Origin of the sequence: Algoriphagus aquimarinus, from assembly GCF_007997215.1 — a bacterium.
Classification (GTDB): Bacteria; Bacteroidota; Bacteroidia; order Cytophagales; family Cyclobacteriaceae; genus Algoriphagus; species Algoriphagus aquimarinus_A.
On the sequence record NZ_VORW01000001.1, the window covers coordinates 59,154 to 75,204 of the forward strand.

Consider the following 16,051-nt stretch of genomic DNA (forward strand, 5'->3'; position numbering starts at 1 on the left):
TAATTAGTGTTCAACATAACCTGTCTTGGTACGCTGTACCCAGATGATGATTCCCAAAATCATAAATGCACCTACCGGTGACACCATCAAACCATTGGTAGCTAATGTGAAATCAGGTCCAAATAAACTAGAAATGTAATCGTAAACAGGAACACCAAATACAGCACCTGAACCGAGTAATTCTCGGAAGAAGGCAACTGCCAAAATGATCCAAGAATAACCCAAAGCAGATCCAAATCCATCCAATACTGAATCGTAAGGTTTATTACCCATTGCAAATGCTTCAAGTCTACCCATTACAATACAGTTGGTAATAATAAGTCCGACGAAAACAGACAGCTCCTTATACATGTCGTAGGCAAAAGCCTTTAATACCTCGTTTACCAAAGTAACCAAAGTCGCTACCACGGCAAGCTGTACAATAATTCTAACACGTCCAGGGACCGTATTTCTCATCAAAGAGATCACAAAGTTGGACATTACCACCACAAAGATTACCGCAATAGCCATAACCAAAGTAGGCTTCATCTGGGTAGTTACCGCCAAAGCAGAACAGATCCCCAATACCTGAATAGTTACTGGATTATCATCCACTAATGGATCCGATATTAATTTTTTCCGGCGCTTAGATAATAAAGCCTCAGCGGACTTTGTCACAATCGCCTTTTCTACAGTTTCAGCACTCATGTTTATGAAATTGTTGAGTTGATAATTTTATTAAAGTGCAGCTACAGCAGTAGATGACTTTTTAGATTCTATGTAAGCTTGATAATAATTGAGGTAATTATAAAGCATATTATTTACTCCCTTGCCAGTAATCGTAGCACCAGACATACCATCTACTTTATGAGGACTATTGGAGTAATCAATACCTTCTCCTTTTTGCATTTCTACTGCTACAAGTTTTCCCGACTCATCATAAATTGTCTTTCCAACGTAGCGAGACTGCACTTCCGAATCGGTGATCCTTGCGCCAAGTCCAGGAGTCTCACCAGCATGTGCTAATGTGATACCTCCTACAGTATTCATGTCAGTATCTAAAGCTATATATCCCCAGATAGCATTCCAAAGACCTGCGCCATATAGTGGCAAAACGTAATTTGCTACATCATCAGGATTTCCTTCGGCATGGTAAATATAAACTGGAAACAATCTTTCCTCTTTTGGCTTCTTGTAATTCTTTGCCACATCTACCGTTTCAGCAGTCACTGCAACTCCATCCTGTTCCGTAACTTCCTTACCGTTGATATCTACTACAACAGTTGATACTCTACTCTCATAGTAAGCATTCACTTCTTTAGGACTCATTGCAGCAATTTCATCACCTGAAATTAAAGCACCTAAGATTTGCTTCTTGTTATCTAGGGCAATTGCTTCTTTCTGCATGGGACCAAGCACCTGCGAAGTACCAGAAAGAAGTAATCCCAAAATCACCGTCAAAATAACGGAGAATGTAATAATATAAGTGTTAGACTGTTGCACGTTGTAACCTCCTTGTTTTATTTGCCTTAACTACATAATAATCGATCAATGGAGCGAACACGTTCATAAACAGAACTGCTAGCATAATTCCCTCAGGATATGCAGGGTTTGTCACTCGTATGATCACAGTAAGAAACCCGATCAAAAGACCATAAATCCATTTACCTGTTTCAGTTTGTGCTGCAGACACCGGGTCAGTTGCCATGAAGACAATACCGAATGCCAAACCTCCCATCACCCAATGATACTGAGGAGGTAGCGCCATGTATTCATTTACTGCAAAAAGATTCATCACAAATCCCATGATATAAGCACCAGCAAAGCCAGAGAATATAATCTTCCAGCTAGCTACCCCTGTAGCAATCAGGATCAATGCTCCAACCAAAGCCATCAACGTTGATGTCTCGCCTATTGAACCAGGTATCCATCCGATAAACAAGTTTGTAAATTCAAATAAGCCTGATCCAAGTACTGTGTTGTGGCTTGCAAGCGCTTCGACTGCGGTCTGTGTTCCTTCAACGCCTGCATTGTATACAACTGAAAGCGCTGTAGCTCCAGAGAAGCCATCCACTGGCATTTTATCACCTAAGTAAGTCCAAACCTGATCACCAGAAATCTGTGCAGGATATGCGAAATATAAGAATGCTCTAGCGGTCATAGCGACGTTAAGCACGTTCATGCCAGTACCACCGAAAACTTCTTTTGCTATCACTACCGCGAAAACAGTAGCCAAAGCTACTTGCCACAATGGCGTAGTAGCAGGCACTACCAAAGGTATTAGCATCCCTGTTACCAGGAAGCCTTCGTTGATTGGGTGCTTACGAACCACTGCGAAAATTGCTTCAACAATACCACCAGCTGTATAAGCTACCAGTACGATAGGAAGAACAAGCATTACACCTATCCAGGTTTTATCACCAAAATTCTCCCAAAGACCTGCAGTGCCGCCAGTCGCCAACAAATGCTGATGACCAGTATTATACATACCAAATAGCAAACAAGGAATCATGGCGATTACCACCGTGATCATCATTCGCTTCAGATCAATAGCATCTTTTACTTGTGCTCCTTTGATACCTGTAGTATGCTTAGGGCTAAACATAAATGTATCCCCTGCCTCAAACGCGTAATATAGACTTTCAAGCTTGCCCCCTTTTTCGAAAAGTGGCTTCTGCTTGTCCAATAAATCTCTTAGAAACTTCATATGGATTAACTGTATTGGATTAATTCAATTCCTTTTCTCACCAACTCCTGCACAGGATGCTTTGATACATCCACAAACTCACAAAGAGCTAAATCTTCTTCCACGATCTCATAGATCCCCAATTCTTCTATTTCGTCAAAATCTTCAGCCATGATAGCTTTCAAAAGATAAACCGGAAGAATATCCATTGGAGTAACTGACTCAAAAACACCAGTCTGAACGAATGCTCTTTCTTCTCCTCTACCGTTAGAATCCAAAACAAATTCTTTGTTTGGAGTAAGGAAGGAAAGCAAACCTAGTGCTCTATGGTAGCTCAATCTAGTGGTAGGCTTTGCCCAACCCATAAATTCATAGTAATCACCTTCAGGAATGACAGTGATCTGATTATGATAAAAGCCTAGAAAACCTTCCAAAGAGATCTTCTCGCCAGTAAGTACATTTCCAGAAACCACTCTTACGTGACCAGAATTAAGATTCCCTTTCACAAAAGTAGAAATAGAAGCACCGCTATAAGTCTTTACATAAGCGGCTTTGGTCAATTCAGATCCTGTAACTGCGATAACTTTAGAAGCATCGTAAATACCTTCCAGAACGAATTTACCAATCTGAACTACTCCATATGGAGTGACAGTCCAAGCAATTTCACCTTTGTTGATTGGATCTAAGTGGTGTATCTGCACACCTACGTTACCCGCAGGGTGTGGACCTGAGAACTTGTTCACTTGTGCGCCTTTCAAATCTGCAAAAACCGCTGGAACAGCCTTAGAACCATCTACGTTCAAGTGAACTTTGCCACTCGTCAGTTTAGCCAAAGCCTCAATACCTGCCTGAAGATATTTCTCCTGTCCTTGCAATGCAAAAGCATAATCCGGAGCTAAAGGATGAGTATCAAAAGCAGAGATGAAGATACTCTTAGGCGTATCTGCTGGATTTGCGACTATACCGAAAGGTCTTTGGATGATGTTAGGCCATGTGCCACTTGCTGCCAGTTTAGCTGCTAAAGCATCTCTATCCAGAGAAGCTATATCAACTTGTGCAAACTGCTCGTGAATGATGGTCGCATCTGCCAAAATCTTGACTTCAAGCAACTTACGACGATCTCCTCTCTTTATCTCGACAACTTTGCCGGAAACAGGAGCCGCATAAATCACTTGATCCAATGCTTTATCGATCAGGATTGGAGTACCTGCCTTTACGGTATCTCCTTCATTGACAAGTACTTTAGGGCGCTGGAGCCCAATAAAGTCTGTCGGCTTAATTGCGAAGGTTTGCGCCGGGGCGAAATCAGCCAGCTCTTGCTTAGCCTTTCCCACCATATTGATGTCAAAACCTTTCTTAAGCTTCACTATTTTAGACATATCTGTTTTTGAACTATGAGCTTTTGAAAAACGCCCCAAATCTAATAAATAACCTTTTTAATCTGAGCGTATATGAACTTTAATGTTTGAACTTTTGGAAGAATGGCTTCCTTTGTTTTTAATACATCCTATTTTTAGACTGAAAGGACTCCTTCTTCGAGTGATTCCACATATGACCTCACTTGCTCCATCAACCACATCGGGGTAGAAGTAGCACCGCAGATCCCTACTTTTTCATCTATTTGAAACCAATCAGTATTTATTTCTGTCTCATTTTCTATGAAATAGCTTCTTTCGTTTTGTCCAAGACAAACTTGATAAAGCGCCTTTCCATTTGAGCTTTTCTTGCCAGAAACGAATAAGATCACATCATTTTCTTGAGCAAAACGCTCCAATTGTGGTTCACGATTGGAGACCTGACGGCAAATTGAATCATTTGCATTGAAAGTTTCCCTACTCAGTTCTTGCTTAGCTGCCTGGATCCGCTCTTCTATTTTCTGAGAAATCGCGTAAAAACCCTTGGTACTTTTCGTTGTTTGACTGAAAAGCGTCACTGGCCTGGAAAAATCTATTTTGTCCAAATCAGTATCTTCCATCACCACGATAGCTTTTTCAAGCGTCTGGCCAGTCAAGCCAATCACTTCCGCATGGCCCTTTTTGCCATAAATGACAATCTGACCTTCTTCTCGCTCCATTTTGTCAAAAGCCGTCTTCACTCTGTGCTGAAGCTTCAACACTACTGGACAAGAAGCATCAATCAACTCTATATTATTTTCTATGGCAGTTCTGTAAGTCTCAGGAGGTTCTCCATGTGCACGGATCAACACCTTGCAATCACGTAATTCTGACAACTGCTCACGATCGATCACCACTAGACCCTTTGCACTGAGGCGCGAAACCTCCATATCATTGTGCACGATATCGCCAAGGCAATACAGCTGATCGCTTTGCTCCATCTCATCCTCTGCCATTTTGATGGCAAATTCTACTCCGAAGCAATACCCAGAGTTTTTATCAATGGTTACCTGCATAGCTCTCTTGTTTATCTATGATTTGTCTTGCTGCGTGGACAATCTTTCCCACTTGCTCCGCAAAGGTAATATTACTGGTATCTACCTCCACTGCATCTGGCATTTTCTTTAGAGGACTTTCTGCACGGGAAGAATCCACTCGATCTCGCTCTGCAAGATTGGTTCTGATATCCTCCAGATCAACTAGTTCGCCTTTTTCCAAAAGCTCTTCTTGCCTTCTTACAGCTCGGGTATCTAAATCCGCAGTCATAAAAACTTTCAGGTCCGCATTTGGAAAAACCACTGACCCGATATCCCGTCCGTCCATGACCACACCTTTCTTCTTTCCAAGGCGTTGCTGCTGTGCTACCAACTCTTTTCTGATAGACGCGATAGTAGCGATTTCAGATACTTTATTAGAAATACGCATCGTACGGATCTCATCCTCTACGTTCAAACCATTTAGATATGTCTCTTGTTTGAGCGTATCAGGATTTAGGTGAAAAGAAATTTCTAGTGATTTCAACCCTTTTTCCACATCATGTGGATTAGCAGGCGACAGGAAATGATTCAAAAAATGTAGCGTCGCCGCTCTATACATAGCTCCAGAATCGATGTAAGTATATCCCAAATCCTTTGCAACTGCTTTGGCCGTGGAGCTCTTCCCACATCCCGAATATCCATCGATGGCGATGACGATTTTATTCATTCAAAAAACCCGCTTAATTCGTTTTTTTATTCCTGCGCAAATATAGTAGTTTTAATCTAAACCAATACCCAAACCTTGGAATCGAATCGCTTATACAGATTCTCTCCAATTAATTTCTCCCACATTTTTATGCAAATCCTAGGTCAATTCGTAGACATCCCAAACCGTGAAATCTATGCTGTTTCTATCAATATCCTAAATGGGAAAATTGCCAAACTGACAAAAATAGAAGCGGATTCTTCATTGCCCTATTTGATGCCTGGCTTTATCGATGCACATGTGCATGTGGAAAGCTCTATGCTTGTCCCTTCCGAATTTGCCAGACTAGCTGTGGTCCATGGCACAGTTGCAACGGTCTCCGATCCTCATGAGATTGCAAATGTCTGCGGAATGGAAGGCGTGGAATACATGATAAACAATGGAAATCAGGTTCCTTTCAAGTTTTACTTCGGTGCTCCTTCATGCGTCCCTGCCACTCCTTTTGAAACAGCGGGCGGAGAAATCAATGCCGCTGACATAGAAAACCTAATGTCTCGTCCTGAGATTCATTATCTGGCAGAAATGATGAACTGGCCAGGAACGGTGAATCGGGATAAATTGGTGATGGAGAAAATCAAAATCTCGAAGAAATACGGCAAACCCATCGATGGACATGCACCTGGACTAAAAGGAGTACTGGCAGAGAAATATGTAAGTGCTGGCCCAAGCACAGATCATGAATGCTTTACAGCTGATGAAGCTCTGGGAAAATTAAAACTTGGGATGAAAATAGCCATTCGTGAAGGTTCAGCTGCCAAAAATTTCGAGGCGTTGATCGATATGATCGATGAATATCCAGAGATGATCATGTTTTGCTCGGATGATAAGCATCCCGATAATCTAGCAGTTTCTCATATCAATGAGCTAGCCGCTAGAGCTGTCGCAAAAGGCAAAGATGTGTTTCATGTACTTCAAGCGGCTTGCCTGAATCCGATTGCTCATTACTCTCTGAATGTAGGACAACTTAGAAAAGGTGATCCAGCTGATTTTATTCTGGTGAAAGACTTGAAAGATTTCAAAGTCATCAGCACCTATATAGATGGAGAGAAAGTAGCTGAAAATGGAAAGACGCTGATTAAGCCAATCAAAAATGAGATTATAAATAATTTCAATACTTCAATAAAGAAACCAGAAGACTTTCAACTCAAAGCAAACGGAACCAAAGTCAGAGTCATCGAAGCTCTGGACGGACAATTGATCACGCCGGAAATCAAAGGAGAGATTCTAATCAAAGATGGCTTCGCAGAATCAAATCCTGCTGAAGACATCTTAAAAATCACGGTGGTCAATCGCTACGAAGATGCTCCACCAGCAATAGCTTTCATTAAGAATTTTGGACTAAAAACTGGAGCCATTGCTTCCTCAGTAGGCCATGACTCACATAATATCATCGCTGTCGGCATCGATGATGAATCCATTTGCAAAGCAGTCAATCTAATCATAGCTGCAAAAGGCGGAGTTTCAGCCGTCTCTGGAGAACAGGAAGAAATACTTCCTCTTCCAGTCGGAGGAATTATGTCCGCTTCGGATGGATACGAAGTTGCCGCTGCCTACACATGTATCGATAGACTTGCTAAAGAAATGGGTGCTACGCTAAATTCCCCTTTTATGACGCTGAGCTTTATGGCTTTGCTTGTAATTCCAGATCTGAAGCTTAGTGACAAAGGGTTGTTTAATGGGCAGAGATTTGAGTTTGAGGAGGTGTTTTTAGAAAGCCCTATGACAGATTCCGGGTGACCGATGTGCCAAATCCTAAAGTGAAACTTATTCTAAGACGCTTTATCCTTTTGGTTCTACCCTTAAGTTAGTGGAAAACATGGTTCTTGTTAGGCTTAAATATCAATGGAGAAAAGGCCAGGAGCATTTTAAGACTGAATATCAGGCTTCTTTAAGCGTTATTCAGCTAGGAGGTAGATTTTCATTACCGGACTTCCATTAAATTCGTGGTAGAACCATCCTTTTTGCTAAAATTATCCTTCATCCTATTTTGAAAGATCCAGACTTCCATATTTTATCCCAAATCCAAAAAGCCCATTCCATTGGGAGTGTAGTGACTCTGATTTCATTTGTTGTAAATGTATTTGCAAGTAGAATAAAGGAGCTAGAGTTTCTAATCATTCCATTGATCATCATCGTGTCCTTTACGATTATCGGTTCAGCATACTTCTTCTTTCAAAGTTTAAAACACAAAGAAGAAATCGAGAATCCAGGCAAGAATAACATCGCCTTCATTTTCAGGATAGGAATAAACCTTGTTTTGCTAGCGCTTATGGTACTTTGAAAAGTAGAATTCTATCCATAAGTAATTGCCATACACCAATTAAAATAAGGCTTACTATTTATCAAAATCATACAAACTAATACTCTAGATTATTCTTAAATATTTATCTTACTTAAGAACTAAATTAAAGATGAGGATTTTGATAAAACCAAAAAAAACAAAGTACCGCCTCGGAACACTGTTTGGCTTTATTGCCTTTTTCCTGATTTCCTTCTCTCCAGCTACTGATCCTTTAGAAAGAATCATTTCCGCTTTTGAGAAATATCTCACTGAAAGCCCCCATGAGAAAGTTTATATCCATGTAGACAAAGAGGACTATGCCGCTGGCGAAACGATTTGGTTTAAAGCCTATCTTACCGCAGGTCCATACCATGAACCATCGTTACTCAGTAATACTATTTACCTCGAGCTGATCAATAGTTCCGGTGAAGTTATCCAGCATCATCAGCTTTTTTCTCCTGATGGTTTTGCGGCTGGTCAGCTAGAATTGGATGAATCGCTACCTGCTGGTAACTACTTGCTGCGATCTTATACCAACTGGATGAGAAATTCAGGGGAAGAATATTTTTTCCACAAACAGCTAAAAATCTGGAATGAAAAAACACAAAGTCAAGAGCAATTAACTCAGGGAAATCTAGACATCCAGTTCTTTCCTGAAGGCGGTAGCTTGGTCGAGGGGATTATGAGCAAAGTGGCATTTAAGGCTATCGGAACAGATGGTCTAGGAAAATTCGTGAAAGGTAGGATTCTTGACGGTGAAAAAGTGATCGCTGAGTTTGAAAGTAATCAATTAGGAATGGGAGTATTTGCATTACTTCCCGAAAAAGGCAAACAATACAAAGCCCAGATAGAGTCAAGAGGTCAGGAAGTGATTTTACCCAGTCCGCTTGAATCCGGCATCGTGATGTCAATAACCAATTCTCCCAAATCATCAGACATCTTAATTAAGATTCAAGCGACTGAAAACTCCACTTTACAATCCGTTTTTCTCTTAGCACAAACTCGAGGTATTGTCGGTGCTTCCAGTAAGGCAGATCTTTCAAAAAAGATCGTTTTTGTCCGAATCCCGAAGACAGAGTTTCCCTCTGGCATTGCACAAATCACGGCCTTGGATGAAACAGGAAATCCACTGGCAGAGCGGCTAGTATTCATTGATCAACAGGATCAGATGACCATCACTGCTTCCATGAACAAATCAGTTTATAAGTCAAGAGAACGAGTTCAAGTCGATATAGAAGCAAAAGATAAAGAGGGAAATCCAGTCGCGGCTAATATGTCATTAAGTGTATTTGATGGTAGTCAGGTAGCTCTGAATGAAAACAAGGAAACGATACAATCTAATCTTTTACTTTCTTCAGAACTTAAAGGACACATCGAATCACCCGGATATTATTTCAATTCCACCAATCAGGATCGTGAAAAAGAGCTAGATATCCTGATGCTGACGCAGGGCTGGAGAAAATTCACAATTAAACAGGCATTGAGCGAAAATGCGCCAGATCCTATTTATAGAGTTGAAAGAGGTTTGTCGATTAGAGGAGTTCTTACAGACATTAAGAATAATCAGCCTATCGAGGAAGGAACGGTTTCTTACTTGTCTTTATTTCCGATTGCTGAATCTAAGACGGCCACAAGCAACTCAATTGGTGAATTTGAAATTCATGACCTTATCTTTTTTGACTCGACGAAAGTAATGCTACAAGGGAAATCTATCAAGGGAAAAGCCGCTACTGTTTCGATAGATAGCTCCTATCATTCTCCGAGTCTTGCCTATCACATCCGTTCTACACTTATTCGACCGAGCGATTTAGAGCAGAGTTTCATGACAAATGCCGCAGAGCGTCAAGCGATAGAAAAAGCCTTTGACCTCGATAACTCAGAACTGTCTCTTGAGGAAGTAGAGGTGAAGGGAAAAAGAATTGATAAACCCTCCAAAACCTCCAGTTCCTATGGTGCTGGAACTGTCCAGATGCAAGTGGCCGGAAAGATTGATCTAGAAAACCAACAGCACCCCCTAGATCTCGTCAAAGGAAGGGTATCTGGTGTTCAAATAACAGGCACTGGACCAAGTTCCAAGATTCTAATCCAAGGTGTAGGTTCCATCAACAGCAGTATGGAGCCTTTGATTTTGCTGAATGATTTCCCCATCAAACTGGAGAGTTTACAAAGCCTACCCGTTCACGAAATTCAAAGTTATACCGTATGGAAAGGACCAGATACCGCGATCTTCGGTGCAAGAGGAGCAAATGGTGTAATAGGATTTTACACCAAAAAGGAAATTGGAGACGCAATCGCAGCAAGTGAAAAAGATGAAAGACTCCAAGTAATAGGCTATCAGATTGCAAAAGAGTTTTATTCCCCAAAGTACCCTCTACAAGAACTTAATCAGGCAAAACTAGATCGACGCGCAACACTTTTTTGGGCACCGAATATTCAAACGGATTCACATGGAAAAGCCTCTGTTTCCTTTTACAATTCTGATGCGGAGAATGTGATTTATGGAGAGATAGAAGGAATTAGTAAAGGTGGTAAACCTGGAACTTCAAGATTTAGCTACATTATTGAAAAGTAAGCGGATAAGTAAATAACCTTTTAGGTTTTTGAAACCTGGAAGGTTTCGACTTTTAATATTCTGAAGTAATGTGGAAAAGTCCGGAGTCCAATTCCGAATTTTTCAATAAAACCGAAACCCCTTAAGATTCCAAAAAAGACTTAGTCAGTTCAATCTCTTTCATCCTCAGTTTTATAAAGTTAATTCTGACGTTAAAATGTTTAAAAATGTTGATTACTAAATTCTTAAAAAAAATATTAATAATTAGTTGCACTTTTACCGCCCCCCCACCTATATTGCTAGTGATCTTTTGGCCAAGTGATTAGGAAAACGAATCCGCCTACACAAAGGGATTTTTTCAGGTAAATTCTATTTAAGATGAAAAAGTTAAAACTATTAGCATTAGGAGTTGGAATTTTAGGTATTAGTGTTTTCGGAATGGCATATTCAGGTTCTTTCGACGCAGAAGCCCAAGCTACTGTTAAATGTAATTGGAACGGCAATGATTGCTTCGATCCTATTTCAGATGCAATGTGTGGATGTGAAGCCGAAGAGGATTAAATTTCATCAACCAAATAATTATTGAAGGAGATTAGTTTTAAATTCAGGGCATTTGAAATGCTATTTAAAACGATCTCTTTCATTTCTAAAAACAAGAATGACAAAGCTTTATAAATTAGTATTTATTGTTGCCATAATTTCCTGTAACCCTAAGAATGTCACGAATGAAATAAACACCTATACTTTTGAAACTTTAAAAATTCCTATCAAAGAAAACTTTGTTCCCAGTATAACTAGAAATCAATACTTAGATAGTGATTCTGGAGAGTATTTGGCTCTGTACAGCAAGACTAGTCAGAGATTGGAATTCTTTAATTTGGAAACCAAACAATCTTCAAAAAGTATAAAAATAGATAGAGAAGGTCCAAATGGTGTCGGATCCTTCAATGGATTTACAATAGCCTCATTGGATTGTTTACTTCTTGCATCAATACCTCCAAAAATTCAAGTACTTGACTTTAGCGGAAATAAAAAAAGAAGTATACCTGTAAATGATCCCAAAAATAAAGTGAATTGGCTGGGTTCTACTAATTTAGTTCCATTTTTATTTAAAGGTGATACTTTGTTCGGTTCTCAACCTTTTTTCTCCGACATTTTCAAAACATCAAAAGGCGAGGCGAAACAATCTACCCCTTTTTTCTACATGAATCTTTCATTAGAAAAGCCTGAAGTAGCGTGGCTTGATATTAATCGACCAGAAGATGAATGGGACAAAGGAAAAAAAGACCCGAATCTATCGTGGGCCGATCGATATGACTCAATCATTGTTTCTCCTCTATCAGATCACAGACTATGGATTATTTCGAAAAACAAAAGAAAACTTCTTGGATACAAGGAAGCTAGATCATCACATTTAAATCAGTTTAATATTTTAAAAGATTATCCCGTTGGGGATCAAGGAATGATTAGAGCATTAGAAGCGGGCAGATATGAAATCTTACTAAATGATCATTATAGAGATGTGTTTTATCGCTTCTTCTTTGCAGGCATAAAATTGGAAAATTATAATCTGACTCCTCGAGAATTATTTACCAACAAACCCAGAGTGGGAGTTTTAGTCCTTAATAAAGATTTAGATATCATTGGAGAGCATTTATTCGAAGACCATGCTGTAGAAAACTGGAATTACTTCGTTGGTAAAAAAGGGCTCTATGTCTCAACCAACAATCCAAATCGGGATGACTTTGATGAGAATTTCCTGCGCTATGACATCATTAGATTTGAAGGATTAGAATATGAGGATTAAAAGAATTCTTATCGTTTCTATTATCTTTTTGGTATTGGGATGTTCAGGTAAAAATAAAAATAGGGTTGCTGAGATTTTGGGAATTCCTGAACCTGGTGACTGGATTTTAGTCATTCATCCCGAAGGATGTAAAACTTGTTTAGATCAGCTGTATCAAGAATTAAGTGACCTTGAACCGGCAAATGGGGCAATAGTCATTGTGGCAAAGAATACTAAAATCATGCGATTGAATCCTTTATTTGAGCAATCATCTGTACCTGTTTACTTGGATGAGGAAAAGAAATTGATTCAGGAAGGTATTGTTGATCTTCAAGATCAGATTTTACTATTCAGTAATGAAGGAATAGAGAAATTTGAAATCTTGAATTATGAGTCACTTTTCACCAGTATTGGCAATTTGTAAAAAAACCCTCCAGATCTTCTACATCTGGAGGGTTTTTGATTAAATATCCGAAGTAAAATGGAACTCTATCTCAGGGTAATTATCCATCACCATTTGAAGCCAGGCTTTTGACTCGGCCATAAAGACCAGCTTGCCGTCCTTGTCATGGGCGATGTGACGGTTTTTGGAGCGGACAAATTCATCCAACTGCTTTTTGTCCTTGCTCGTGATCCAGCAGGCTTTATACAGGTTCATAGGATGAAACTCTACCGTAGCATTGTATTCATTTTTCAATCGGAACTGGATTACTTCAAACTGAAGTTGGCCGACAGTTCCGACTACTTTACGAGAACCCATATCGAAGGTGAACATCTGTGCCACTCCTTCTTCCATGAGTTGCTTCAAGCCTTTCTCCAGTTGCTTGGTTTTCATCGCATCCTTGTTCACCACTTCACGGAAAATCTCCGGAGAGAAACTTGGAATACCTACGAACTGCATGTCTTCGCCATCAGTCAGCGTATCGCCAATTTTCAAGTTACCCGTATCATACAGACCTACAATATCACCTGGAAATGCCTCATCGATCATTTCCTTATCCTGCGCCATAAACTGAGTCACATTGGAAAAGCGCAAAGGTTTAGGACCACGAACGTGATTGTAAGGCTTATTTCGCTCAAAAGTCCCTGAGCATATTCTCAAGAAAGCAATTCTATTTCGGTGATTAGGATCCATATTGGCGTGGATCTTAAATATAAAACCTGAAAATTTCTTCTCATCTGGCTTCACTTCACGATCTTCCGTTCTACGGCTTTTCGGTGCTGGAGCTATTTTGATAAAAGTATCCAACATCTCATTGATACCGAAGTTATTCACTGCCGATCCAAAGAAAACTGGCGCTACTTTTCCCTCCAAATACTCTGTGGGATCGAATTCAGGATATACTCCCTCGATCAATTCCACATCTTCGCGGAGTTGCTTGGCAAAGTTACTCCCGATTAATCCATCCAATTCTGGATCATTCACATCTGCAAATGATTGACGCACATCACTGAGTTTCCGCTGAGAAGGCGTGAAAAGATTGAGTTTATGATCAAACAAGTTGTAAACACCCTTGAAGCTTTTTCCCATACCGATAGGCCAAGAAAGCGGGCGACACTGAATGTTGAGCTTTTGCTCCACTTCTTCAATCAGCTCGTAAGGATCGCGGCCCTCTCTATCGAGTTTATTGATAAAGCAGATCACTGGAGTATTTCTCATACGGCAAACTTCCATGAGTTTCTCCGTCTGAATCTCCACGCCTTTCACGCAGTCAATCACCATAATCACTGAATCGACCGCAGTAAGTGTTCGGTAGGTATCTTCCGCAAAATCCTGGTGACCAGGCGTATCAAGCAAGTTGATTTTGATGTCCTTGTATTCGAAACCCATGACAGAAGTCGCCACAGAGATACCTCTTTGCTTCTCTATTGCCATCCAATCCGACTTAGTTCCTGTATCGATTTTATTCGATTTCACGGCACCGGCAGTCTGTATCGCACCACCAAAAAGCAGCAACTTCTCAGTCAGAGTGGTCTTACCTGCATCGGGGTGAGCAATAATTGCAAAGGTTCTACGCTTCTGGATTTCTTCTTTCAAACTCATGGGAGACATCAAATTAAGGGTGCAAAGGTAGGGAAAAACCGCTAAAAATGAGGCCGGAGTTTTAATGTAACATTTATGAGGAAAATGAGAGCTTCAGATAAATTTTAGATTTACGAAATACGATTTACGAGATTCCCGATAGAGTTAAAATCCACCTACAATTCTGAACATTTCATAAAAAAAAATGGAAGCAATTCTGGGAAGCTCCGAGCGCATCAATTTCATCCATTAAGATCCAAGGCTGTCAACTTTGCGGAATACAAACGGGAGTTCTAGAAAATCTCGTAAATCAAAAATCGTAATTCGTAAATCCTTAGTATTCAAGGATTCCTTCCGTAATAAATTGCGATGCTCCCTCATGACTTCCATGAAGCAAAATCCGGAAAGTGGTTCCTTTTCCTACTTCGGAATGCTTTACGAATATCTTCCCTCCATGATAGCCTTCCACGATTCTCTTGGCAAGTGTTAACCCGAGGCCCCAACCTCTTTGTCGAGTAGAGAATCCTGGATTGAAGACACGCCTGTACATTCTTTTCTCCATTCCCTTGCCCGTATCTGTGATGTCAATGATCACAAATTTGTCGCTGTCCTGAAGAATCTCAATGTCAATTTTCCCTTTACCCTTCATCGCATCCACGGCATTTTTGCAAATGTTCTCAATCACCCACTCAAAAAGTGGCTTGTTCATCATCGCATCCAGATCCTTGGAATCTGCATGAATATTCATTTCCACTTTGGTAGAAATTCTAGGTCGTAGGTAATTGATGGTGTCTTCGATTGTTTCAAAGACATTTCCTGACTGGATCACAGGTTTGCTTCCTATGCTGCTAAATCGCTCCGTCACCATCCGCAGCTTCACCACATCCTTGTCCATTTCAGTGATGATTTCTTTGTTTTCATCCCAGACGGGAGAATTGCGCAGGTAATCAATCCAAGCCATCAATGATGCAATCGGAGTTCCAAGCTGATGTGCCGTTTCCTTAGTCAGTCCAGCCCAAACACGGTTTTGCTCGGCGATTTTGCTTTGATTGAAAAGTGCGTAAGCCAGTACTCCAAAAATCAAAATAACTCCCAACTGTACGTAGGGATAGTATTTTAGATTAATAAGTAATTCCGAGTTTCTATAAAAAACTTGAATGTCCGCTTCAGGAAGTAAGATAGGTTCGTATTCAGCACGCATCTCAGCCAGCTCCTTTTTCAACGTTTCTACAGAATCCTCGGCACTCGCATTATTCTTAAAAGGGATATTTCTGAATTCGATTGGATTTTCAGTATCATCCACCATAATGATAGGTATGGAATAGTTCTGCTGGATAATTTCCTGATTGATAAAAGTCAGGTTCTCCATCGTCGTAGCCGCATACTCCAAGGCACTGGAAAGCAGCTCTATTTGGCGCCTTTCTCGCTCTCGCAATTCCTCCACCAAGCTATTTGTATACCAGATTGAACCAGCTCCTATCAATAAGGATGCAGCAACAACAATCCATTTGACCTGCTTCTTGTTGGTGTAAAAGTCTAAGGAGGTAAGGTCTTGAAATCTTTTTTTCATTAATCGAACTTGAATTACTACCGTTACTAACTTCCTAA

General features: G+C 40.3%; 14 protein-coding genes. 6 read left to right on the plus strand and 8 right to left on the minus strand.

The genetic code is table 11. The annotated features are described in order from the left end of the window. Positions 1-3 precede the first annotated feature (3 nt). From ESV85_RS00260 to cmk, 6 genes are all read right to left on the minus strand, one after another. Positions 4-687 (minus strand): NADH:ubiquinone reductase (Na(+)-transporting) subunit D, encoded by a 684-nt coding sequence (locus ESV85_RS00260; protein WP_146914290.1) that lies wholly within the window; start codon positions 685-687, stop codon positions 4-6. A 30-nt stretch (positions 688-717) separates the two neighbouring features. Beyond that, positions 718-1,482 (minus strand): NADH:ubiquinone reductase (Na(+)-transporting) subunit C, encoded by a 765-nt coding sequence (gene nqrC / locus ESV85_RS00265; RefSeq protein WP_146914291.1) that lies wholly within the window; start codon positions 1,480-1,482, stop codon positions 718-720. Then, on the minus strand, positions 1,469-2,686 hold the full coding sequence (locus ESV85_RS00270) for an NADH:ubiquinone reductase (Na(+)-transporting) subunit B (protein ID WP_146914292.1): 1,218 nt from the start codon (positions 2,684-2,686) through the stop codon (positions 1,469-1,471). The genes nqrC and ESV85_RS00270 overlap by 14 nt, the downstream gene beginning before the upstream one ends. Before the next feature lie 5 nt (positions 2,687-2,691). After that, positions 2,692-4,044, minus strand: coding sequence for a Na(+)-translocating NADH-quinone reductase subunit A (locus ESV85_RS00275; protein ID WP_146914293.1), 1,353 nt, complete (start codon positions 4,042-4,044; stop codon positions 2,692-2,694). A 134-nt stretch (positions 4,045-4,178) separates the two neighbouring features. After that, on the minus strand, positions 4,179-5,075 hold the full coding sequence (locus tag ESV85_RS00280; protein ID WP_146914294.1) for a 4-hydroxy-3-methylbut-2-enyl diphosphate reductase: 897 nt from the start codon (positions 5,073-5,075) through the stop codon (positions 4,179-4,181). Next, on the minus strand, positions 5,059-5,763 hold the full coding sequence (gene cmk / locus ESV85_RS00285; protein WP_146914295.1) for a (d)CMP kinase: 705 nt from the start codon (positions 5,761-5,763) through the stop codon (positions 5,059-5,061). Before cmk ends, ESV85_RS00280 begins: the two co-directional genes overlap by 17 nt. A gap of 129 nt (positions 5,764-5,892) precedes the next feature. Here cmk and ade point away from each other — a divergent pair, with 129 nt between their 5' ends. The 6 genes from ade to ESV85_RS00315 all read left to right on the plus strand — a co-directional run bounded on the left by ade (position 5,893) and on the right by ESV85_RS00315 (position 12,844). Beyond that, positions 5,893-7,539: an adenine deaminase gene (gene ade, locus ESV85_RS00290; RefSeq protein WP_146914296.1), complete on the plus strand. Its 1,647-nt coding sequence runs from the start codon at positions 5,893-5,895 to the stop codon at positions 7,537-7,539. A 250-nt stretch (positions 7,540-7,789) separates the two neighbouring features. After that, a complete protein-coding gene (locus ESV85_RS00295; protein ID WP_146914297.1) occupies positions 7,790-8,083 on the plus strand; it encodes a hypothetical protein in 294 nt (97 codons plus the stop codon). A 139-nt stretch (positions 8,084-8,222) separates the two neighbouring features. Beyond that, positions 8,223-10,655: a TonB-dependent receptor plug domain-containing protein gene (locus ESV85_RS00300; RefSeq protein ID WP_191321867.1), complete on the plus strand. Its 2,433-nt coding sequence runs from the start codon at positions 8,223-8,225 to the stop codon at positions 10,653-10,655. Positions 10,656-11,012: 357 nt separating this feature from the next. Then, positions 11,013-11,195 carry a hypothetical protein gene (locus ESV85_RS00305; RefSeq protein WP_146914299.1) on the plus strand — a complete coding sequence of 61 codons (183 nt, stop codon included), beginning with the start codon at positions 11,013-11,015 and terminating at the stop codon, positions 11,193-11,195. Positions 11,196-11,292: 97 nt separating this feature from the next. After that, a complete protein-coding gene (locus ESV85_RS00310; RefSeq protein ID WP_146914300.1) occupies positions 11,293-12,441 on the plus strand; it encodes a DUF4221 family protein in 1,149 nt (382 codons plus the stop codon). Next, positions 12,431-12,844, plus strand: coding sequence for a hypothetical protein (locus ESV85_RS00315; protein WP_146914301.1), 414 nt, complete (start codon positions 12,431-12,433; stop codon positions 12,842-12,844). Before ESV85_RS00310 ends, ESV85_RS00315 begins: the two co-directional genes overlap by 11 nt. A gap of 39 nt (positions 12,845-12,883) precedes the next feature. Here ESV85_RS00315 and ESV85_RS00320 read toward each other — a convergent pair whose 3' ends face one another. Together ESV85_RS00320 and ESV85_RS00325 are read right to left on the minus strand one after the other, a co-directional pair. Continuing rightward, the gene (locus tag ESV85_RS00320; protein WP_146914302.1) at positions 12,884-14,464 is read right to left on the minus strand and encodes a peptide chain release factor 3; all 1,581 of its coding nucleotides are present in this window, start codon (positions 14,462-14,464) and stop codon (positions 12,884-12,886) included. Between the two features lie 313 nt (positions 14,465-14,777). After that, positions 14,778-16,013: a sensor histidine kinase gene (locus ESV85_RS00325; protein WP_146914303.1), complete on the minus strand. Its 1,236-nt coding sequence runs from the start codon at positions 16,011-16,013 to the stop codon at positions 14,778-14,780. Between the last annotated feature and the right edge of the window lie 38 nt (positions 16,014-16,051).